The sequence below is a fragment of the Arthrobacter sp. UYEF36 genome (assembly GCF_040547025.1).
Classification (GTDB): Bacteria; Actinomycetota; Actinomycetes; order Actinomycetales; family Micrococcaceae; genus Arthrobacter.
In genome coordinates this window covers 145,316-166,190 of record NZ_JBEPOX010000011.1, presented here as the reverse complement: position 1 = coordinate 166,190, position 20,875 = coordinate 145,316, and the positions used below count along the sequence as shown (strand labels likewise).

The window sequence follows — 20,875 nt, the reverse complement described above, 5'->3', positions numbered from 1 at the left end:
CCGGGACGGGGACTTTTTTATACCCGGCGGGGGTATTTGTGGGCTGCGGCGGGGAGGGTGGCCCGCCGATTTCCTAAGCGGCAAAACCTTTGCTAATGTCATACCTGCTTCATTCCTCCTTAGCTCAATTGGCAGAGCATTCGACTGTTAATCGAAGGGTTGCTGGTTCAAGTCCAGCAGGAGGAGCGGACAGGTCCCGCAGCCCGTGGATAACAGGCTGCGGGACCTTTTTTGTGCCCTCCTACGGCGGCCTGTGGTGTGCTCAGACGAAATACATCTCCACCTGCAGGAACCGCTCTGCCTCCGCCACGGCCGCCCGGAAGGCTTCGAGTTCGGTGGGGGAGGTGCGGGGTTCGCGGGGGTGCCATTCGTGCGGTGCGGAGTGCACCTGGGTGAAGCCGCCGCCGGGCGGGGCGTAGAAAATGCCGAAGCGCTGCACCGGCCACTCGGGGGAGGTCTCGGGCGCGACCAGGAGCGCCGAATCGAAGGCCGGGTTGTACCACTGGGCGATCGGGCGCCGGCGGTCCTCGGCGAACAGGCCGGCCGCGAAGAGCGCCGCCGACTGCTGGCTGGTCTGACTGCATAGACGATCCCACCACAGAGGCAGGATTCCGGTGTCGCACCGCTGCCACGTGGCCGGTAAGCGCGGAGGATCCTGCCGGTGGGGCACATCTACAACTTTATCGCCCGCTGTGGAGCGGCAACAGGGCTGGCGCACAACTGCGCGGCCCCGCCCCCGAGGGGACATGCCCCGTGGTGGGGCTGGCGCGTGGACATAGTGCCCATGTGCCCACTCCTGGCTTCGAAGACTGGGCATGTCCTCCCCGGGGATGCTCAGGACGCCCCGGTCCGCCAGGGGACATGCCCCGTGGTGGGGCTGGCGCATGGACATAGTGCCCATGTGCCCACTCCTGGCCGCGAAGACTGGGCATGTCCTCCCCGGGCATGCTCAGCACGCCCCGGTCCGCCAGGGGACATGCCCCGTGGTGGGGCTGGCGCATGGACATAGTGCCCATGTGCCCACTCCTGGCCGCGAAGACTGGGCTTGTCCTCCGCGGGGATGCTCAGCACGCCCCGGTCCGCCAGGGGACATGTCCAGTGCTCGGGGTGGGGCTACTGGATGCGCGGGACCGTGCGGGGCCTGACGACCAGCCAGAGAGCTGCCGCTGCCAGGAAGATGCACGCGGCCTGGACGGCGCCCATCGGGGTGGATGAGGTGACGCCGAGCCAGCCCACCACCGGCGAGATGAGGCCAGCCATCAGGAACGTGGCGGCACCGAGCAAGGAGGCAGCGGTGCCGGCCTGCGCGCCGTGCTTGGCCAGGGCCAGCACCTGGACACAGGGGAACGTGAAGCCGGCGCCGAGGATATAGAACCACAGCGGCACCATCACACCCCACAGCCCGAAGCCCAGCTGATCGAAGAGCACGATCAACAACGCCATCAGGAACATCCACGCCGTGGAGCAGGCCAGGATCCACTGCGGCGGGACGTTCCGGATGAGCCTCGAGCTGGTCTGCACCCCCGCCACAATGCCCAGCGAGTTCACGCCGAAGAGCAGCCCGTACTGCTGCGGGCTGAAACCGTAGACGTCCTGGAACAGGAACGGCGACGCGGACAGGTACGTGAACAGCCCGGCGAAGTTCATTCCTCCCACCAGCAACAGCCCGACAAAGATCCGGTCCGCGAACAGCACACCGTACCGCTGGCGGGCGGTCATGCCGGTTTTTCCCCGGAGTTCCCGGGGCAGCGTCTCGCGCACCACGAAGACGGCGGCGATGAGTACGCACATGCCGTAGCCGGCCAGGAAGAAGAAGATCCCCGGCCACGGCATGAACAGCAGCAGCTGCGAGCCGATCACGGGAGCAAGGATCGGCGCCAGCCCGTTCACCAGTGCCATCCGGGAGAACATCCGCACCATGGCGTAGCCGCTGAACAGGTCCCGCACCATCGCCATGGCCACCACGCCGCCTCCCGCGGCGCCGATGCCCATCATCACCCGGAAGAAGCCCAGTGTCGTGATGTCGGTCGACAGGGCCGCACCCAGGGAGGCCACGATGTGCACCGCCGTCGCCAGGATCAGCGGCATCCGCCGGCCGAACTTGTCGCTTAGCGGGCCTACCACCAGCTGGCCCAGCGCAAAGCCGATCGTGGTGCCTGTCAGCGTCAGCTGAACGGCCGCCTCCGAGACGGCCAGGCTTTCTTCCAGCGCCGGGAACGCCGGAAGGTACAAGTCCACGGTGAAGGGTCCGAGAGCGGTCAGGGCGCCAAGCATCAGAATGTAGAGGAGCTTGCGGCGGCGGCTCAGGGAATCGCCGGGATTGGTGGGTGTAGTCACAGAGGTCAATCCTAGGGCTCACGAAGGTCGACCATGTGTGCAGCCGAAGGCGCGCCACAGCCCGCTCCCGCGCCGCGGCCGGGAGCCTGAATGGTAGTTTTGACACCGGGGTGTGCGTGAAGCTGCGCACACCGGCAAACCCGCGGAAGCGGAATCACAGACGTAACCAGTTAGGCGGGACCGATGAGCGGACGTCACAGCGGCGGAACAAGCGGGGGGCTGCGGATTTCCGCGCTGCCCAGGACCCTGAAGCTGATCTTCAAACTGGCCCCGCGGCAGCTCAACGACGAGATTGCCCTTGCCAAGGTCGAGATCAAGCGCAAGGGCATCCAGGTTGGCGTTGCCGCCGCCTTCCTGGCCGTCGCGCTGATCTTCGTTGGCTTCCTGGTCATCGGCCTCATCGTCGCGGCCATCATGGGTCTCGCCACGATCATGCCGGCCTGGCTCGCGGCACTGCTGGTCTGCGGGGTGTTCCTGCTGATCGCCTTGATCGTCGGCCTCCTGGGGGTCGGCAAGTTCAAGAAGGCCATGCCGCTGGTTCCGGAAGATACCATCCGGGGCCTCAAGTACGACCTCGGCATCGCCAAGGAAGGCTCCGCCTTCAATCCTGCCGTGCTGGATCCGGAATCCGAGCAGTACAAGGCAGCGAAGGCAGCCAAGGCAGAGGCAGCCGCCAAGGCTAAGGCCGAGAAGGAAGCCAAGAAGGCCGCCGAGCCGGACTTCGGTCCGCCGCCCACCGAAGCGGAACTGCGACGCCGGCTGGACCAGCGCCGCACCCACCTCACCGGAGTCCGCGATGAACTGAACGAGGAACTGGACGTCAAGACCCAGGCCCAGGCGCTCCTGGCCGTGGCCCAGGTGAAGCTGCAGGACGGCAAGGAACAGCTCAGCGACAAGGTCGTCAGTTTCCGGGCCGCGGCCAGCCGCCGCGCGCAGCGGCCCGCGGCTTCGGCCCGTGCTGACGGCGCAGGCGTGGCAGAACAGCTGGGCCAGCGGTGGAAGCCGCTCGTCGCTCTCACCGCCTCGGCCGCCGCGCTCGTGTTCCTGCTGCGCAAACTGATCAAGGGCTAGGTAGCCCGCTGAACCGCAACGCTCGATCGTTGCCGGCCACGGAGAGGGGGACTGGATGAAATTCATCGGTGCGGGTTCCCGGCCTGGTCAGCCGCAGATCCACCACGACAGGGTTTTCACCATCCCCAACGTGGTGACAGTGGTGCGGTTCCTCGGCGTACCGCTCTTCATCTGGCTCGTGCTCGGGGTGCAGGAATACGGCTACGCCGCCCTCGTCCTGGCGATCATGGGCAGCACGGACTGGGTGGACGGCTACGTCGCCCGCCGGTTCGACCAGATGTCCAACCTTGGACGGGTCATGGATCCCATCGCGGACCGGCTGTCGCTGATCGCGGTTGCCGTGACGCTCGTGATCGCCGGCGTCGTGGCGTGGTGGTACCTCGCGGCGCTGCTGATCCCGGACGCCGTCCTGCTCGCACTGTCGCTCTACTACTTCCATGGCCACCCCGACCTCCCCGTGAGCCGGATTGGCAAGATCCGGACTGCGCTCCTGCTGGTCGGCACGCCGCTGCTCGTGCTCTCGAAGCTCCCCGTCCCGGGCACCGAGGTGTACTTCACCGCCGCCTGGATCTTCCTCGGACTGGGGCTTGTGGGGCACTGGATCGCCGGCTACAACTACTTCTGGGCCATCATCCGCAAAGGCAAGAAGCTCAAGAGCGGCAAGCTCGACGTCGACGGCGGCACCGACTGATGGTGTGGTTCGCTGTCCTGCTGGCTGTGCTGGGCGCGTTTTGCCTCGCGTTCGGCGCCCAGCGCCAGGGCAGTGCGGTCAAGGCCGACACCGGGGGACTGGCGCTCAGCAACCACGGGATGCTCCGGCTGATCCGCAACCCGCGCTGGGTGTTCGGCCTGCTGCTGCTGGCCGTTGGCATGGCGATGAACGCCGTCGCCCTGGTCATGGCGCCGCTGACCGTGGTCCAGCCGATCGGGGCGATCGCCCTCGTGATCACCACGATCGTCAATGCCAAAGACCAAGGGCTGAGCATCAACCGCGCCACGGTGGTGGCCATCTCCGCCTGTGTCACCGGCTCGGCCCTGTTTGTGATTCTGGCGGTCAACGTAACCCAGGAGACCCACCAGGTCGGCGCCTCCGACGAACTGACCATCGTGCTGCTGCTGGCCCTGGCTGTCGGTCTGTTCGGGACACTCGCCCTGGTGTTCAGGCACCGGATGAGTGCCTTCATCTATATCCTTGGCGCGGGCATCCTGTTCGGCTTCGTCGCCGTCCTGACCCGCATCATCGGCAAGCACCTGCTGGAGCCGAACGGTCTGGGCATCCTGAATGTGCCGTGGTATTCGGTGGTCGCCATCGTGGCCGCCGGCGTCCTCGGCTCGTGGTTCGTTCAAAACGCCTACTCCGGCGGCCCGCCGGACCTCGTGATTGCCGGGCTGACCGTGATTGATCCGATCGTCGGCATCGCAATCGGCATCACGATCCTCGGCGAACTGCGCCCCGATGTCCACGCCGTGACGGCGATAGCGATGGGGGCGGCCGGTTCGCTTGCTATCGTGGGAGTGATCGCATTGTCCAGGCACCATCCCGAAGTCACCAAGCGCAAGAAGGACGCGCGGAAGGCCGCGGGGCGGGTGCCGCAGAACGTCAACAGACCTCAGCAGTAGGCCCGGCGCGCCTGCGCCGACGGCCAGGCGGCCACCACAAGTCCCAGCTGCCCGCACCGTGACCACCAGGAGCTCTCCCCGTGACCATGCCTGACAACCAGCACCCGCTGACCATCCTGATTGCCGCAGACACATACCCGCCTCACGTCAACGGTGCAGCCATGTTCGGCTACCGCCTGGCCAAGGGCATGAAGGCGCGCGGACACGATGTTCACGTCCTGGCCTGCCGACCGGACAAGGGCAAGAGCTACACCGAGTTCAGCGACGAGGGCACGGTCCACCGGATCCGTTCGCACTCAGTTCCCACGCACGAATACTTCAGGATCACCTTCCCTTGGGAAATCAAGAAGGAAATCAGCCTGCTTTTTGACCGGATCCAACCCGACGTGGTGCACATCCAGAGCCACTATATGATCGGCGAGCACGTGCTCTACGAGGCGGTGAAGCGTGGTATTCGGATTGTGGCGACCAACCACTTCATGCCGGAGAACCTTAACCCGTTCCTGCCGTTCCCGCAGTGGTTCAAGGACATCGTGGGCCGGATTTCCTGGAAGGACATGGGCAAGGTTATGGGCCAGGCCGACGTCGTCACTACCCCGACGCCGCTGGCAGCCAAGGCGATGCACCAGCACGCCTTCCTGCGCAAGGTCCTGCCGCTGTCCAACGGCATCGACTCCGCGGCCTACGAACTCAAACCCGGGGAGGAGCTGGAGCGCCACACAAGCCCCACCGTGCTGTTCGTTGGCCGGCTCGCCGAGGAAAAACACATCGATGTCCTGGTTGACGCTGTCGCCAAGACGCCCCGGGCGCTGGACGTCCACCTCGAAATTGTCGGCGGCGGGGAAGTGCGCCCGGCCCTCGAAGCCCAGGTTGCCCGTCTAGGGCTGCAGGACCGGGTCACGTTCCTCGGCCTGGCCAGCGACGCCGATCTTCGCGAGGCCTATCTGGCGGCGGACCTGTTCTGCATGCCCGGGACGGCCGAACTCCAGTCGCTCGTGACCCTGGAAGCGATGTCCGCCTCCACCCCGGTGCTGCTGGCTGACGCCATGGCGCTGCCGCACCTGGTGCACGACGGCGAAAACGGCTACCTGTTCACGCCCAACGACAGCGACGATCTCGCAGCCAAAATGGTCCGCGTGCTGTCGCTCCCCGCTGCTGAGCTGGCGGCGATGGGCAAGGCGAGCCGGGGTCTGGTGGAGAACCACAGCCTGGAACGAACCCTGCAGGCCTTCGAGGATCTGTACCGCGGCGCAAGCTACGACGACCTCGTCGTCTGAAACGGGCCACTACTATTGTTAGAGTGATTTTCGCCCGGAAACGCTCCGGCCCTGCGAGGGCCGGAAAGATTTCCGGGCGTAAGGGGCTATAGCTCAGCTGGTTAGAGCGCGGGACTCATAATCCTAAGGTCCTCGGTTCAAGTCCGAGTAGCCCTACCTTTCCGCGGGGACCCTGTCAGGGAACCGCATCCACGGGAGCCGTGGTTGACGTTGGACGTCGGCCCGGCTCCTTTGATTTGTCGGGCCGAACTTTCGTTCGGATCCGAAGCCGATCGCCGTGACTCCGCGGGCGAACGCGGCCTTACGCTCTTCCTCCGAATGACCTCCATCACTTGCGGCGCCCTTCCGCATTGCGGTAAGTTACTCGTGAGTAACATTCTGCCGGCGCACCGCCCGCGGCCTCCTGGCCGCTGCTGATCCCTCGTGAAGGAACACCATGTCCAAAGCTGACATCGATATCAACAACCTCCCCTACGCCGATGGCGACTTCTTTGCGTTCGAGCAACTGCTCACCGGCAAGGAGCAGGACCGGCTCGCTGAAGTCCGCGAGTTCCTGGCCCGCGAGGTCAAGCCGATCGCCGTCGACTGCTGGAACCGCGCCGAATTCCCGATGGACCTGATTCCGAAGCTTGCCGAGGTCGACCTGGTCAGCCCGGTCCGGCGGCAGGGCTATTCCAACCTCTTCGCGGGCATGCTGCACGCCGAGGCAACCCGCGCCGACACCTCCATTGCGACTTTCATCGGCGTCCACGACGGGCTGTTCACCGGCTCCATCGAGGCACTGGCCTCCCAGGAGCAGCAGGAAGCGTGGCTGCCGGACATCTACTCGCTCAAGAAAATCGGTGCGTTCGGCCTCACCGAACCTCTCGGCGGCTCCGACGTCGCCGGCGGCACCCGCACCACAGCCCGCAAGGAGGGGAACAGCTGGATCCTGAACGGAGCCAAGCGCTGGATCGGCAACGCCACGTTCTCCGACTGGGTGGTCATCTACGCCCGCGACCTCGCCGACAACCAGGTCAAGGGATTCCTGGTCGACACCAAGACCGAGGGCTACAGCGCCACCAAGATCGAGAACAAGATCTCGCTGCGCACCGTGCAGAACGCTGACATTACGCTCGATAACGTCGTGGTTCCCGAGTTCTTCAAGCTCGCAAACGCCAACAGCTTCCGCGACACTAACAAGGTCCTCAAGGTCACCAGGCTGGCCGTTGCCTGGCAGGCGGTCGGCCAGCAGCTGGCCGCCTTCGACGTCGCCCGCCGCTACGCCGTGGAGCGCAGCCAGTTCGGACGCCCGATCGCCTCCTTCCAGCTGGTGCAGCACCAGCTCGTACAGATCCTCGGCAACGCCGTCAGCTCGATGGGCATGATGGTCCGGCTCTCACAGCTGGAGGACCTGGGCCAGGCCAAGGACGAGCAGTCGGCTTTGGCCAAGGCCTTCACCACGGCCCGCATGCGCGAGAGCGTGGCCCTGGGCCGCGGCATTCTCGGCGGCAACGGGATCGTGACCGACTATGAGATGGCCAAGGTCTTCTCGGATGCCGAAGCCATCTACTCTTACGAGGGCACCCACGAGATCAACACCCTCGTCACCGGCCGGGCGATCACGGGCATCTCCGCGATCGTCTAGGAAACGGCCCCACGGCGCACGGCGGCCCCAAGACGCCAGCGCCGGCGGCCGGCTCACTGCCCGCGGCCCTTCGTCCATATCCACCCTCCGCGCCCCTATCCGGGCGCGGGATCGAGGGGAGGAAGCAGGACGGAGGGCCGCAGGTCTGTCACGAAGGCCAGCGGATTGAGGTACTCCTCGCCGCGGCGAACGCCCCAGTGGACGCAGGGCGCTGGCGTGCAGTGGCCGGCCTGGATCCAGCCCAGGACATCTCCCTGAGCGACGGCGGCGCCGGCCTCGAGATCGCTGCGAACCGCCTCGAAGCTGCTCCGCAGCCCGCTTCCGTGGTCGACGGTGATGACCGGGCGGTCCACGACAACGCCGGCAAAGCTCACGGTGCCGGACGCCGGCGAGGTGACAGGGGCGCCGTCGTGCGGTGCCCGGAGATCCACGCCGCGGTGACCGCTCAGCCACGGTCTGGCCGGCGGGTCAAAGGCGCGCAGGACAGCGGGCCGGGGACTCAATGGCCAGCTCCATCCGGCGGTCACCGCGCCGGGGCCGTTCACGGGGCCGCTGCTGGAACCGGGAACCAGTGCTGGGCCCGCGGACGCCGTCACGGGGGACAGTGCCAGAAGCAGTGCGGCAACCAGGGCGGGAACAGACGCCAAAGTTTTCATGGATCCAGCCTGACGGCGCCACCGGACCGGCGAAAGCGTGCCTCCGGCGTATGTGGACGGCCCCGTGTATGTGGACAGCGCCGCGGGCCGGCCCCGGACAAGGCCCCGCACGGTCTCCTGCACGGGCGCCAAAACGACCCCGCCGCCCTGTCGCCAGCCCCCGGAAACTGTCCAATCCGGCACCGCCCCTGTAGTACACTTGGTGGAGCAGTTTGCTGTGCCCTCACGCTTGATCACTGTCTTTGTGCTAGCAAGGTATTTGTCTAAGCCGGCACGCCTCATTCAGGGGTGCGGGGGAGCAGCGGCTGACTACGCGTATCCAGCCCTCCTTATTCGAAGCTTGAACTCTTCAGGGTGCGGAGGACTGTGCTTCTTTCGGTCCGGGCCTAAGGTCCGGTGGAGAAGCGCAGTGGATGCCAGGAGCGCTGCCCGCCTGGGTGGTGCTATCAACCGTCAACTATTGGCAGGGTAAGACAACCCATGGGCTGTCTCATGAATGACCTGCCGGAAGGAGCGCCGGCATGCCCGTCGTAACTATGCGCCAGCTGCTTGACAGCGGCGTCCACTTTGGACACCAGACCCGCCGTTGGAACCCGAAGATGAAGCGCTTCATCTTCACGGAGCGCAACGGCATCTACATCATTGACCTGCAGCAGTCGCTGTCCTACATCGACCGCGCCTACGAGTTCGTGAAGGCCACCGTTGCACACGGCGGCACCGTTCTCTTCGTCGGCACCAAGAAGCAGGCGCAGGAATCCATCGCCGAGCAGGCCACCCGCGTTGGCCAGCCGTACGTCAACCAGCGTTGGCTCGGCGGTATGCTGACCAACTTCCAGACGGTCTCCAAGCGCATCCAGCGCATGAAGGAACTCGAAGAGATCGACTTCGACGACGTCGCCGGCTCCGCTTACACCAAGAAGGAACTGCTGCTCCTTCGCCGCGAACTCACCAAGCTGGAAACCAACCTCGGTGGTATCCGCAACCTGACCAAGGCGCCTTCCGCGCTGTGGATCGTTGACACCAAGAAGGAACACCTTGCTGTCGACGAAGCCAAGAAGCTGAACATCCCGGTTGTTGCCATCCTGGACACCAACTGCGATCCGGACGAAGTCGACTTCCCGATCCCGGGTAACGACGACGCCATCCGCTCCGTCAACCTGCTGACCCGCGTTGTTGCTGACGCCGTTGCTGAGGGCCTCATCGCCCGCAACCAGCGCGCCACCGGCACCACCGAAGCTCCGGAAGAGCCGCTGGCCGAGTGGGAGCGCGAGCTCCTCGAAGGCAGCAAGACCGAAGAGGCTGCTGCCGCTCCGGCCGCTGAAGCCGCTCCGGCTGCAGAAGCTGCTGAAGAGGCGCCCGCCGCTGCCGAGGCCGCTCCGGCTGCTGACGACGCCGCCGGCGAAGCCAAGTAGTCAGACCGGCTGCTTTTCTCAGCTGACAAATAAATCCGGATCTCCCCGCACGCTCTCCGCGTAAAGGGAACTGACAGGATGGCCGCTCACGCCGGTGAGCTGCCGTCCTGTCAGTCCGTACACCACATAAAATTTCTAGACAGAGGGGTTCACATGGCGAACTACACTGCTGCTGATATCAAGGCTCTGCGCGAGCGCACGGGCGCCGGCATGATGGATGTCAAGAAGGCTCTCGACGAGGCCAACGGTGACGCCGAGAAGGCCATCGAAATCATCCGCATCAAGGGCCTCAAGGGCGCTACCAAGCGCGAGGGCCGCTCCACCGCGGAAGGCCTGGTTGCTGCCAAGGTCGCCGGCGGCGTTGGCGTGATGATTGAAGTCAACTGCGAGACCGACTTCGTTGCGAAGGCTGACAAGTTCATCCAGCTCGCCGACAAGGTCCTGGCTGTCGCCGTCGAGTCCGGCGCTGCCGATCTCGAGGCCCTGCTGGCCACCGAGGTCGACGGCAAGCCGCTGTCCGAGGTTGTTGTCGAAGAGGGCGCCGTTCTGGGCGAGAAGGTTGTTGTCCGCCGCATCGCCCGCCTCGAAGCCGCCACGGTCGACGCTTACCTGCACAAGACCTCCAAGGATCTCCCGGCCCAGGTCGGCGTCCTGTTCGCTGTTGACGGCGAAGGCGAAGCAGCTGCCACCGCAGCCCACGACGTCGCCGTCCACATCGCAGCGATGTCCCCGAACTACCTCTCCCGCGAGGACGTTCCGGCCGAGCTCGTAGAGTCCGAGCGCCGCATCGCCGAGGAGACTGCCAAGGCTGAAGGCAAGCCGGAAGCGGCCATGACCAAGATTGTGGAAGGCCGTGTCACGGGCTTCTACAAGGGCGAGGTTCTCCTTGACCAGGCATTCGCCAAGGATGCCAAGAAGTCTGTCGCGCAGGTCCTCGAAGAGGCCGGCGTCAAGGGCACCGCATTCGCGCGTTTCCGCGTCGGTTCCTAGCCAGACACCAGTCCGACACTTAGTCAGACACTAGTCAGACACGCTGAGGGGGTGGTCACTGCGGTGGCCGCCCCTTTGGCATGCACGCAGGGTACGCCTGCAGGTCACAAACCCGGGAGACTTTCCCGGTGCAGCCCCGGGCCCCGGCGGAATGACGCCTTTGGTCCCCGGCACGATACCCTTTTTCAGAGTTCACCAACGGGAAGGCACCATGGAAACCGTCACCACTTCAGCCCAGCCAAAGAAGAGCCGGCGCCGAGTCCTGTTGAAGCTATCGGGCGAGGTCTTCGGCGGCGGCAAGCTCGGCGTCGACCCTGACACCGTCCGCGGCGTGGCCAAGCAGATCGCCGCAGCAGTTCCCGACGTTGAGGTTGCGATCGTCGTCGGCGGCGGAAACTTCTTCCGCGGCGCCGAACTGTCCCAGAGCGGCATGGACCGTTCCCGTGCCGACTACATGGGCATGCTCGGCACTGTCATGAACTGCCTGGCCCTCCAGGACTTCCTGGAACAGGCCGGCGTCGAGACCCGGGTCCAGAGCGCCATCACCATGGGCCAGGTCGCTGAGGCGTACATTCCGCGCCGCGCCATCCGCCACATGGAAAAGGGCCGCGTCGTCATCTTCGGTGCCGGCGCCGGCCTGCCGTACTTCTCCACCGACACCGTGGCCGCCCAGCGCGCCATGGAGGTCCACGCCGACGTCGTCCTGATGGCCAAGAGCGGCGTCGACGGCGTCTACACCGCGGACCCGAAGAAGGACCCCACGGCCGAGAAGCTGCACCGGCTCAGCTACGACGACGCCCTGCGCCGCGACATCCGCGTGATGGACCAGACCGCCATGACCATGTGCAAGGACAACAACCTCACGATGGTGGTGTTCGGCATGGAAGGCGAAGGCAACGTCACCCGCGCCATTCTGGGCGAGGACCTGGGCACCGTCGTCACCCCCTAGCAACGGCTAGGATGTTTTCAGGACAGTTCCACTCCCCGGATCCGGGGCAGGCAGACGGAACACAGCCAAGACCGTGCAGCATCCCGCCAGTGGCGGGTGCACCAATTTCTGAGGAGAGATCGTGATCGAAGAAACCTTGCTCGAAGCCGGGGAAAAGATGGACAAGGCGGTTGAAGTAGCCAAGGAAGACTTCGCCTCGATCCGGACCGGCCGCGCCACCCCGGGCCTCTACAACAAGGTCCTCGTGGACTACTACGGCTCCCCGACGCCGCTGCAGCAGCTGGCCTCCTTCGCCGTTCCGGACGCCCGCACCATCCTGATCACGCCGTTCGACAAGACCGCCCTGCGCGATATTGAGCGCGCGCTGAGCGACTCCGAGGTCGGAGCCAACCCGTCCAACGACGGCAACGTCATCCGGATCACCATCCCGGACCTCACGCAGGAGCGCCGCAAGGAATACGTCAAGATCGTCAAGTCCAAGGGCGAGGACGCCAAGGTCTCCATCCGCAACATCCGCCGCAAGGCCAAGGAAGCCCTGGACAAGCTGGTCAAGGACGGCGAGGCCGGCGAGGACGAGGGCAGCCGCGGCGAAAAGGAACTGGACGCCATGACCAAGGCCCACGTCGACGGGATCGACGAACTGCTCAAGCGCAAGGAAGCCGAGCTGCTCGAGGTCTGATGGCGCAGGAACAGGGGGACCCCGGAGCGGACGTCCGGGTGCGGGGCAAGCAGCGGAGGAACCCGACGCCTAAAGCCGGCAGGAATCTTCCCGCCGCTATAGCGGTGGGCCTTGGCATGCTCGTGTTTGTCCTCGGCGGACTGCTGTTCCTTCCGCTGGGGTTCGTGCTCATCGTCACCGCCTTCGCGGTCTTCGGTGTCTGGGAAGTCTTCCGGGCACTGGAAACCACCGGCACGAGGCTGCCGATTGTTCCGGTGATGACCGGCACCGTGGCGATGCCGGCCGCCGCCTACTTCGGCGGCACCGAAAGCCTCCTGTTCGCGATGCTGCTCAGCAGCGTCGCGGCGCTGATCTGGCGGTCCCTGGAAGGCGCTGCCGGATCCGCGCGCAGTATCTTCGCCGGCGTCTTCACCCTGTCCTGGATCCCGTTCCTGATCAGCTTCGCCGTGTTGCCGCTGCACACCTTCGTGGGGGAGACGCCCTTGGGGCTGTGGCCCGACGGCGTTGTTCCCCCCGGAGCGTGGCAGATCGCCACGCTCCTGCTGCTGGTGGTCGCCAACGACACCTTCGGCTACCTCGTCGGGGCCTCGCTCGGCAAGCACCCGATGGCGCCGAAGATCAGCCCCAAAAAGAGCTGGGAAGGTTTCGCCGGATCCATTGCCGGTGCCACGGTGGTCGGAGTGCTCGCCGCCATCTTCCTGCTCGACAAGCCCTGGTGGGTCGGGGTCGCCCTGGCCGTGGGCATGGTGGCGGCGGCCACTGCCGGAGACCTCTCCGAATCCATGGTGAAGCGCGAACTCGGGATCAAGGACATGAGCAGCATCCTGCCCGGCCACGGCGGGGTCATGGACCGGCTGGACTCGATCGTCTTCGCGTGTCCGGTGGCATTCATCCTCTCCTCCGTCTTTTCCGGCGCGTAAGGCAGCCCCTGTTCCCCCCTCCGGCCCCTAGAATGGTGCCGGGCAAACCAGCCGAACGGCATTGAAGGAAACACAGTTACAGTGGACATTCAACGGCAGATTCCTGCTTCCTTTGACCGCGTGCAGCGGAACCAGTACGGCTACAACGCCAAGCAGGTCGACCAGTTCATGCAGCGCGCCCGGGTGTCTTTTGAAACGCCTCAGTCGGCCGCCCGGCCGGTCAAGAGCGGGGACGTCAGGGCGGTCTCCTTCGACCCCGTCAAGGGCGGCTACGCAGCGGCCGGCGTGGACGCGGCCCTGGACCGGCTGGAGGACGCCCTCGCCATGCGGGAACGCGATGAACTCGTGGCCGAACGCGGCGAGGAAGCCTGGCTCCGCGAAATCGGCCGGATCGCCGGACTGCTCCGCGGCCGGCTGCACCGCCCCGACGGGCAGCGCTTCCGGCGCCCCGCCAAAGCCAAGGCCCGCAGCTACAACACCACGGACGTGGACCACCTCTGCCACGACCTGATCGGATACCTCGAACAGGACAAGCCGCTGAGTGTGGACAACGTCCGCCGCGCTGTCTTTCGTCCCGCCGTCGGCCGGGACGGCTACGAGGAAAACCAGGTGGACGCTTTCCTGGACCGGGTCGTCGAACTCATGGCCGCCATCGACTGAGCGCCATCAGCGCTCAGTGACCAGCGGCCGCTCCGGAGTGTGCAGCCGTGTCATGAGACGGGTGATGCCCCGCGGCACGCGGTTCCTGGTGGCCCGCGACACCAGGACCATCACGGCAAACGCCGCCGGCACCGTCCAGGCGGCGGGCTGGGCCAGCCAGGGCGGGGACCCGCCGGCACCCAGCACGGCCCCTCCCACCATCGCCCCGCCGCACAGCACGGCCCCCGTCGCCATTCCGGCGATCGCCCCGGCATCGGTCAGCCCGCGCCACCAGATGCCCAGCAGGAGCACCGGGCAGAGTGTGGACGCCGTGAACGCAAACACCATCCCCACGCTGCCTGCCAGCGCGAGCGAACCCGTCATGGACGCCAGGCCCAGCGGGACCAGTGCCGAAATCACGGCCGCCCGGCGGAAGCCCTTGACGCTGCCGCCGAAGAGGTCCTGGCTGATCACGCCGGCGAGCGAGACCACCAGCCCGGAGGTCGTGGACAGGAACGCGGCAAACGCCCCGGCCACCACCAGGGCGGACAGCAGATCCCCGGCCATCCCGCCCACCAGCTCTCCGGGCAGCAGCAGCACCAGCGCGTCGGACTGTCCGCTCTGCGCCAGTTCAGGGGCGAACATCCGGCCGATCAGCCCGTAGGCCGTCGGGAACAGGTAGAAGACCGACAACAGGCCCAGGACGATCAGGGTTGTCCGGCGGGCCGACTGCCCGTCCGGGTTCGTGTAGAAGCGCACCAGCACGTGCGGCAGCCCGAGCGTCCCGAACAGCAGCGCCACCAGCAGGGAAATGTTCTGGTACATCCCCGCCGGAGCCGCGCCCGTCGGGTTCACGTACGCTGCCGCCTCGGCGGGACTTCCGGCGTCCGCCAGCGCGAAGGCGATGAAGAGAATCGGCACCGCCAGCGCCGTCAGTTTCAGCCAGTACTGGAACGCCTGGACAAAGGTAATGGACCGCATACCGCCCGCCACCACCGTGACGCACACGACGGCGACCACGGCCACCATCCCCACCCACGCCGGCAGCCCGGTGGTGATCCGGATGGCCAGCGCCGCGCCGTGGAGTTGCGGGACGATATACAGCCACCCGACCATCACGACGACGACGCTCGTGACGCTGCGGACCACCCGGGAGTCGAGCCGCGCTTCGGTGAAGTCGGGAATTGTGTAGGCGCCGGAGCGGCGGAGCGGCGCCGCGACGAAGAGCAGCAGCATCAGGTAACCGGCGGTATACCCCACTGGAAACCACAGGGCGTCCGTGCCGGAGAGGAGGATCAGCCCGGCGACGCCGAGGAAGCTCGCCGCCGAGAGGTATTCGCCGCCGATCGCGGAGGCATTCCACCAGGGCCGGACGGTCCGCGACGCCACGTAGAAATCCCCGGTGGTGCGCGAGATCCGCAGCCCGTAAAAACCGATGACGGCCGTGGCCAGCGAGACGGCGGCGAACGCGGCGATGCCGACGACCGGGTTCACGGTCGCCTCACTTGTCCCCGACGAGATCCCGGTAGCGGGCCTCGTTCCGGGCCGCGGTCCGGATGTACAGCCAGGCGCTGAGCCCGATCACCGGATAGATGCCGGCGCCCAGCAGCACCCAGTCGAACGGCAGGCCCACAATCGTTGACTCCGCGAGCCCGGGGACCAGCCCCAGCATGAGCGGGAACGCGACCAGGATCAGCAGGAATCCCGCGGCCACCACCACGGCCAGCCGCAGCTGGGAGCGGATCAACGAGCGGACAAACACCTGGCCGGCGTCGGATTCCTCGGCGGCGTCGCGCGAATCGGCCGCCGAGCGCGCGTCGGGCAGCGCGCCGCTCCCCGGGGTGAAGGTGCGCGGGGCGGTGACACGGACGCGGGTCATGCCTGCGGCCGGATCCGGGTCGCCTCGAGCTTTTCCCGCACGGAGGGCAGGTGCCGCCGGCTGATGGGCAGCTCGGCCCCCGCCACCGTGACACTGGGCCGGGCCGCGGCAAGCTTCATGTGGCTGACATGGTTCAGCGCGATGAGGTAGGAACGGTGGATCCGCAGGAACCCGGCTTCGGCCCACTGCTGCTCCAGATCGGCCAGCGGGACCCGTATGAGGTAGCTGGCGTCCGCGGTGTGCAGCCTGGCGTAGTCGCCCTGGGCCTGGACATAGGTGACGTCTTCGCGGCGGATCATCTTCGTGGTGCCGCCGAGGTCCACGGTGATCATTTCCGGCCGCGGGGCGCCGTCCTTGAGCAGCTCACTGATCCTGCCGATCGACTTTGCCAGCCGCTCGGCGCGGACGGGTTTCAGCAGATAGTCCACGGCGGCCAGGTCGAAGGCTTCCAGGGCGCAGTCCTCGTCGGCAGTGACGAAGACGACCGCGGGCGGCTTGCTGCTGCGCGCGATGACGCGGGCGATGTCCAGGCCGGAAAGTGCGGGCATATGGATGTCGAGGAACACGGCGTCGACCTCCTCGGCCTCGAGGGCCCGCAGGGCCTCCGCCCCGGAGGAGGCGCGGTGGATGGTGCCGATCCGGTCATCGCGGCCGAGCAGGAAGGCCAGTTCCTCCACGGCGGGCAGCTCGTCGTCGGCGACGAGGACGTTAATCATGGTCCAAGACTAACGCCGGAGGCGTTTGGCCCCTATCAGGCATCGTGGCGGGGCTGCGATTTGGGCACGCGCATCGTGATCAGGGTGCCTTCCCCGGGCGCCGTCTCGATCACCAGCCCGTGGTCGTCGCCGTAGACCTGGCGCAGCCGGGCATCGACGTTGCGGAGCCCGACATGGTCGCCGTCGCTGTGCCCGGCAAGGACAGACCGCAGCTGTTCCGGGTCCATGCCCACGCCGTCGTCCTCGATGGTCACCTCGGCGAAGGCACCGGAATCGTTGGCCGTGATGGAGATATGGCCGGGGCCCTCCTTGGCCTCGAGGCCGTGCCGGACCGCGTTTTCCACCAGCGGCTGCAGGCTCAGGAAGGGGATCACGGTACTGAGCACCTCGGGGGCGATCCGCAGGCTCACCTGCACGCGGTCGCCGAACCGCGCCCGTTCCAGCAGCAGGTAGCGGTCGATGCAGCGCAGCTCCTCGGCGAGGGTGGTGAAGTCCCCGTGCCGGCGGAACGAATAGCGGGTGAAATCGGCGAACTCCACCACCAGCTCCCGGGCCCGGACCGGATCCGTGTTGATGAAGGACGCGATCGCGTTCAGCGAGTTGTAGATGAAGTGCGGGCTGATCTGGGCCCGGAGCGCACGCACCTCGGCCTCCATCAGCAGCGTGCGGGACGCGTCGAGTTCGGCCAGTTCCACCTGCGTCGCCACCCAGTCGGCCACCTCGCTGGTGGCCCGGACCAGCCCGGCCCCGGCCGCCGGGGCGAAGGCGGCCACGACGCCCACCACCCGGGTCCCGGCCCTGATCGGGGCGATCACCGCGGCGCGTTCCACGTCCGCGCGGGTCGCCGCGGCGCCCTTGCCCTGCGCGAGTTCCTGCACTTCGCCGGCCGGGATCACGGCGGTGTGGCCGCCGTCGAGCACCCCTGCCGCGAGCTCCATCAGCAGCGGTTTAAGTTCCTCCCCGGCCCCGTCCCAGGCGAGCACGCCGGTGGTGTCCGTGATCGCCAGCGCGTCGCAGCCCAGCAGGTTGCGCAGCTGCCGGCTGGCTTTGGCGGCACCGGCAGGATTCAGGCCCGTCCTCAAGTGCTGGCCGGCGCGCGATGCCGCGTGCAGCGTTTTGTACGTGGCCCGTTCCGCGTCGGTGCCAAGCTCCCGGAAGGAGCGGAGCACCTTGAGTCCAACGGCGACGACGACGGCGATCGCCGCCGCGATCACGGCGATGGCGGCGGCGATGAACAGGGGAGAGTCGGGCATGGGCCCAGCGTATCGCGGCACGTGCCGGGCAGGGGCCGAGGGGGCGCCGGACCTTGCTGGAGGCGCCGCTGAGCGCAGCATCCCGACCGCTGAGCGACGCAGGGCCGGGCGGATGTGGATGTTGGCCGTGTCACGGGAGAGAGTGATTGTAGTCACATTGGCCGGAGGGCTGTTCGGAGCAGGCCAAGGCAGCCGGTGTGGACTCGAAAGTCTCAATGAGGAGGAACGATGGGTCACGAAGCCCAAGAAACGGACGCTACGGCGGCCGTGGACTTCAAAGAAGTCCAGTCGACGCCGCGGTTCCAGGAACTGCGCAAGCGTCACCGCAGCTTTGTCTTTCCGATGGCCATTGCATTCCTGCTCTGGTACTTCGCTTATGTCCTGCTGGCCGACTACGCGGTGGAGTTCATGTCCATCAAGGTCTGGGGCAACATCAACGTCGGCCTGATCATGGGCCTGGCTCAGTTCGTGACCACGTTCGCCATCACCGGCTGGTACGTCAGCTACTCGAACCGGAAGCTTGACCCGATCGCAGCGGAAATCCGCCACGAAATCGAGGGCCACGAATTCGACAAGCACGGCAACCAAATCAGTGGGGTTCAAAAATGACGTTTATGGTTCCCGCAGTAATCGTTGCGGATCTCAAGGAAACCACACTGCTGAACATGGGCATCTTCGCCCTGTTCGTGGCGATCACGATGATCATCGTGGTCAAGGCAAGCAAAAACAACAAGACGGCCGCCGACTACTACGCCGCCGGACGGTCCTTCACCGGATCTCAGAACGGCACCGCCATCGCAGGCGACTACCTCTCGGCGGCCTCGTTCCTGGGGATCACCGGCGCCATCGCCATCAACGGCTACGACGGCTTTATGTACTCCATCGGCTTCCTGGTCGCCTGGCTCGTCGCCCTGCTGCTCGTGGCCGAACTGCTGCGCAACACCGGCAAGTTCACCATGGCCGATGTTCTCTCCTTCCGGCTCAAGCAGCGCCCCGTGCGCATCGCGGCGGCCATCTCCACCCTCGTGGTCTGCTTCTTCTACCTCCTGGCCCAAATGGCCGGAGCGGGCACCCTGATCTCCCTGCTCCTGGGCATCAGCGACTGGGGCGGACAAGCGCTGGTCATCATCGTCGTCGGCGCCCTGATGATCATGTATGTACTGATCGGCGGCATGAAGGGCACCACCTGGGTCCAGATCATCAAGGCCGTGCTCCTGATTGCGGGAGCAGCCGTGATGACCCTCTGGGTCCTCGCCATCTACGGCTTCAACCTTTCCTCCCTGCTGGGGGGCGCGGTGGAAGCCTCGGGCAACCAGAACCTCCTTAACCCGGGCCTGCAGTACGGCAAGACTGAAACCTCCAAGATCGACTTCATGTCCCTGGCCCTGGCCCTCGTGCTTGGCACCGCGGCACTGCCCCACGTCCTGATGCGCTTCTACACGGTTCCGACCGCCAAGGAAGCCCGCAAGTCCGTGGTCTGGTCCATCTGGCTGATCGGCCTGTTCTACCTGTTCACCCTGGTCCTGGGCTTCGGTGCCGCGGCGCTGGTTGGCGCTGAAACGATCAAGGGTGCCCCGGGCGGCGTCAACTCCGCCGCACCGCTGCTGGCGTTCCACCTTGGTGGGCCGCTGCTGCTCGGCTTCATCTCGGCGGTGGCCTTCGCCACCATACTGGCAGTCGTCGCCGGACTGACGATCACCGCGGCGGCATCGTTCGCCCACGACATCTATGCCAGCGTTATTGCCAAGGGCAAGGCCGACGCCGCCACCGAGGTCAAGGTGGCGCGGCGCACCGTGGTCGTCATCGGCCTGCTGGCCATCGTCGGCGGCATCTTTGCCAACGGCCAGAACGTGGCGTTCCTGGTGGCGCTTGCCTTCGCGGTGGCGGCTTCGGCCAACCTGCCCACCATCCTGTACTCGCTGTTCTGGCGCAAGTTCACCACCCAGGGCGCCATCTGGAGCATGTACGGCGGGCTCGGCTCCGCGATCATCCTGATCGCGCTGTCCCCGGTGGTCTCGGGTGCCAAGACGTCCATGATCCCGGGCGCCAACTTCGCGATCTTCCCGCTCAGCAACCCCGGCATCGTCTCCATCCCGCTCGCGTTCCTCCTGGGCTGGCTCGGTTCGGTGCTGGACAAGCGGCTGGAAGACACCACCAAGCAGGCCGAAATGGAAGTCCGCTCCCTCACGGGCGTGGGTGCCGAAAAGGCCACCGACCACTAAGCACCAACCGCTGGTGAACCACCGGCTGAGAACGGCAGGAGCCCCCGTGCAACCGCACGGGGGCTCCTGCCGTTCTCATGTCCGGCGTTCCGCGGTGGAACCGCGGGGGGCCCTTAGCCCTCGGCGGAACCGCGTTCGAGCAGCGGCTGGATCCGGAACGGGATCAGCTCACCCATGGCCAGGGCGGTGTCGGTCCGGTCCACGCCGTCGCAGGCCAGGATCTTGCCGTTGATCCGGAACAGATCCTCGGCATCGAGCGCTACCACCCGGAGCAGCAGGTCCGCCGAGCCGGTCAGGCCGTAGCCCTCCAGGATTTCCGGAATGTCGGCCAGTTCCACCGCCAGTGTGCCGAGCTTCTGCTGCTGGACGTGCACCGAGATGAATGCCATCAGCGGGTAGCCCAGCGAGGCCGGATTGATGCGGCGCTCAAAGGAGAGGAAGACGTGTTTTTTCTCCAGCTGGGCCATCCGGGCCTGCACGGTATTCCGCGACAAACCCAGCTTCTGGGCCAGCGCCACTACGGTCCGTCGGGGATCCCGGGCCATGGCCGAAAGCAGGCGGGTGTCGGTGCCATCCAAGGGTTGCATAATGCGCAAGATTAGCACGGTGGCAGGTCGCCAGACAGTGC

21 protein-coding genes and 2 tRNA genes are annotated in these 20,875 nt (G+C 66.3%); 15 read left to right on the top strand and 8 right to left on the bottom strand.

The genetic code is table 11. The annotated features are described in order from the left end of the window. The first annotated feature begins 113 nt into the window (after positions 1-113). A tRNA-Asn gene (locus ABIB29_RS16295) sits at positions 114-186 on the top strand. Between the two features lie 76 nt (positions 187-262). On the opposite strand, the gene ABIB29_RS16290 is transcribed toward ABIB29_RS16295, so the two are convergent. Both ABIB29_RS16290 and ABIB29_RS16285 read right to left on the bottom strand, forming a co-directional pair. Then, positions 263-670, bottom strand: a complete 408-nt coding sequence (locus ABIB29_RS16290; protein WP_354173842.1) for a hypothetical protein — start codon at positions 668-670, stop codon at positions 263-265. A 443-nt stretch (positions 671-1,113) separates the two neighbouring features. Further along, on the bottom strand, positions 1,114-2,337 hold the full coding sequence (locus ABIB29_RS16285) for a multidrug effflux MFS transporter (RefSeq protein WP_354173841.1): 1,224 nt from the start codon (positions 2,335-2,337) through the stop codon (positions 1,114-1,116). A 183-nt stretch (positions 2,338-2,520) separates the two neighbouring features. On the opposite strand from ABIB29_RS16285, the gene ABIB29_RS16280 reads away from it, so the two are divergent. From ABIB29_RS16280 to ABIB29_RS16255, 6 genes are all read left to right on the top strand, one after another. Then, the gene (locus ABIB29_RS16280; protein WP_354173840.1) at positions 2,521-3,408 is read left to right on the top strand and encodes a phage holin family protein; all 888 of its coding nucleotides are present in this window, start codon (positions 2,521-2,523) and stop codon (positions 3,406-3,408) included. A gap of 55 nt (positions 3,409-3,463) precedes the next feature. Further along, positions 3,464-4,099, top strand: a complete 636-nt coding sequence (locus ABIB29_RS16275) for a CDP-alcohol phosphatidyltransferase family protein (RefSeq protein WP_354173839.1) — start codon at positions 3,464-3,466, stop codon at positions 4,097-4,099. Then, positions 4,099-5,028, top strand: a complete 930-nt coding sequence (locus ABIB29_RS16270) for a DMT family transporter (RefSeq protein ID WP_354173838.1) — start codon at positions 4,099-4,101, stop codon at positions 5,026-5,028. Before ABIB29_RS16275 ends, ABIB29_RS16270 begins: the two co-directional genes overlap by 1 nt. An 80-nt stretch (positions 5,029-5,108) precedes the next feature. Next, positions 5,109-6,305, top strand: a complete 1,197-nt coding sequence (locus ABIB29_RS16265; protein WP_354173837.1) for a glycosyltransferase — start codon at positions 5,109-5,111, stop codon at positions 6,303-6,305. A gap of 82 nt (positions 6,306-6,387) precedes the next feature. After that, positions 6,388-6,461: transfer RNA gene (locus tag ABIB29_RS16260), tRNA-Ile, on the top strand. Between the two features lie 280 nt (positions 6,462-6,741). Then, a complete protein-coding gene (locus tag ABIB29_RS16255) occupies positions 6,742-7,932 on the top strand; it encodes an acyl-CoA dehydrogenase family protein (protein ID WP_354173836.1) in 1,191 nt (396 codons plus the stop codon). A gap of 95 nt (positions 7,933-8,027) precedes the next feature. Here the strand turns inward: ABIB29_RS16255 and ABIB29_RS16250 are convergent, their stop codons facing one another. Beyond that, positions 8,028-8,588, bottom strand: coding sequence for a M23 family metallopeptidase (locus ABIB29_RS16250; protein WP_354173835.1), 561 nt, complete (start codon positions 8,586-8,588; stop codon positions 8,028-8,030). 521 nt (positions 8,589-9,109) lie between these two features. Between ABIB29_RS16250 and rpsB the strand changes: the two genes are divergently transcribed. From rpsB to ABIB29_RS16220, 6 genes are all read left to right on the top strand, one after another. Continuing rightward, positions 9,110-10,000, top strand: coding sequence for a 30S ribosomal protein S2 (rpsB, locus tag ABIB29_RS16245; protein ID WP_354173834.1), 891 nt, complete (start codon positions 9,110-9,112; stop codon positions 9,998-10,000). Between the two features lie 153 nt (positions 10,001-10,153). Further along, positions 10,154-10,990 carry a translation elongation factor Ts gene (tsf, locus tag ABIB29_RS16240; protein WP_354173833.1) on the top strand — a complete coding sequence of 279 codons (837 nt, stop codon included), beginning with the start codon at positions 10,154-10,156 and terminating at the stop codon, positions 10,988-10,990. Between the two features lie 211 nt (positions 10,991-11,201). Then, a complete protein-coding gene (gene pyrH, locus ABIB29_RS16235; protein ID WP_354173832.1) occupies positions 11,202-11,939 on the top strand; it encodes a UMP kinase in 738 nt (245 codons plus the stop codon). Positions 11,940-12,060: 121 nt separating this feature from the next. Next, a complete protein-coding gene (frr, locus tag ABIB29_RS16230) occupies positions 12,061-12,618 on the top strand; it encodes a ribosome recycling factor (RefSeq protein WP_354173831.1) in 558 nt (185 codons plus the stop codon). Then, positions 12,618-13,538 carry a phosphatidate cytidylyltransferase gene (locus ABIB29_RS16225; RefSeq protein ID WP_354173830.1) on the top strand — a complete coding sequence of 307 codons (921 nt, stop codon included), beginning with the start codon at positions 12,618-12,620 and terminating at the stop codon, positions 13,536-13,538. The genes frr and ABIB29_RS16225 overlap by 1 nt, the downstream gene beginning before the upstream one ends. Before the next feature lie 81 nt (positions 13,539-13,619). After that, the gene (locus ABIB29_RS16220; protein WP_354173829.1) at positions 13,620-14,198 is read left to right on the top strand and encodes a DivIVA domain-containing protein; all 579 of its coding nucleotides are present in this window, start codon (positions 13,620-13,622) and stop codon (positions 14,196-14,198) included. Between the two features lie 6 nt (positions 14,199-14,204). On the opposite strand, the gene ABIB29_RS16215 is transcribed toward ABIB29_RS16220, so the two are convergent. The 4 genes from ABIB29_RS16215 to ABIB29_RS16200 are packed head-to-tail and all read right to left on the bottom strand — an operon-like array spanning position 14,205 to position 18,025. Next, positions 14,205-15,671 carry a sodium/solute symporter gene (locus ABIB29_RS16215; protein ID WP_354173828.1) on the bottom strand — a complete coding sequence of 489 codons (1,467 nt, stop codon included), beginning with the start codon at positions 15,669-15,671 and terminating at the stop codon, positions 14,205-14,207. A 7-nt stretch (positions 15,672-15,678) separates the two neighbouring features. Next, positions 15,679-16,056, bottom strand: a complete 378-nt coding sequence (locus ABIB29_RS16210) for a DUF485 domain-containing protein (RefSeq protein ID WP_354173827.1) — start codon at positions 16,054-16,056, stop codon at positions 15,679-15,681. After that, a complete protein-coding gene (locus ABIB29_RS16205) occupies positions 16,053-16,772 on the bottom strand; it encodes a LytR/AlgR family response regulator transcription factor (RefSeq protein WP_354173826.1) in 720 nt (239 codons plus the stop codon). Before ABIB29_RS16205 ends, ABIB29_RS16210 begins: the two co-directional genes overlap by 4 nt. 35 nt (positions 16,773-16,807) lie before the next feature. Beyond that, positions 16,808-18,025 carry a sensor histidine kinase gene (locus ABIB29_RS16200; protein WP_354173825.1) on the bottom strand — a complete coding sequence of 406 codons (1,218 nt, stop codon included), beginning with the start codon at positions 18,023-18,025 and terminating at the stop codon, positions 16,808-16,810. Positions 18,026-18,253: 228 nt separating this feature from the next. Here ABIB29_RS16200 and ABIB29_RS16195 point away from each other — a divergent pair, with 228 nt between their 5' ends. Both ABIB29_RS16195 and ABIB29_RS16190 read left to right on the top strand, forming a co-directional pair. Then, on the top strand, positions 18,254-18,634 hold the full coding sequence (locus tag ABIB29_RS16195) for a DUF485 domain-containing protein (protein ID WP_354173824.1): 381 nt from the start codon (positions 18,254-18,256) through the stop codon (positions 18,632-18,634). After that, complete coding sequence (locus ABIB29_RS16190) at positions 18,631-20,247, top strand: monocarboxylic acid transporter (RefSeq protein ID WP_354173823.1); 1,617 nt, start codon at positions 18,631-18,633, stop codon at positions 20,245-20,247. The genes ABIB29_RS16195 and ABIB29_RS16190 overlap by 4 nt, the downstream gene beginning before the upstream one ends. 113 nt (positions 20,248-20,360) lie before the next feature. Here ABIB29_RS16190 and ABIB29_RS16185 read toward each other — a convergent pair whose 3' ends face one another. After that, complete coding sequence (locus ABIB29_RS16185) at positions 20,361-20,834, bottom strand: Lrp/AsnC family transcriptional regulator (RefSeq protein ID WP_354173822.1); 474 nt, start codon at positions 20,832-20,834, stop codon at positions 20,361-20,363. Between the last annotated feature and the right edge of the window lie 41 nt (positions 20,835-20,875).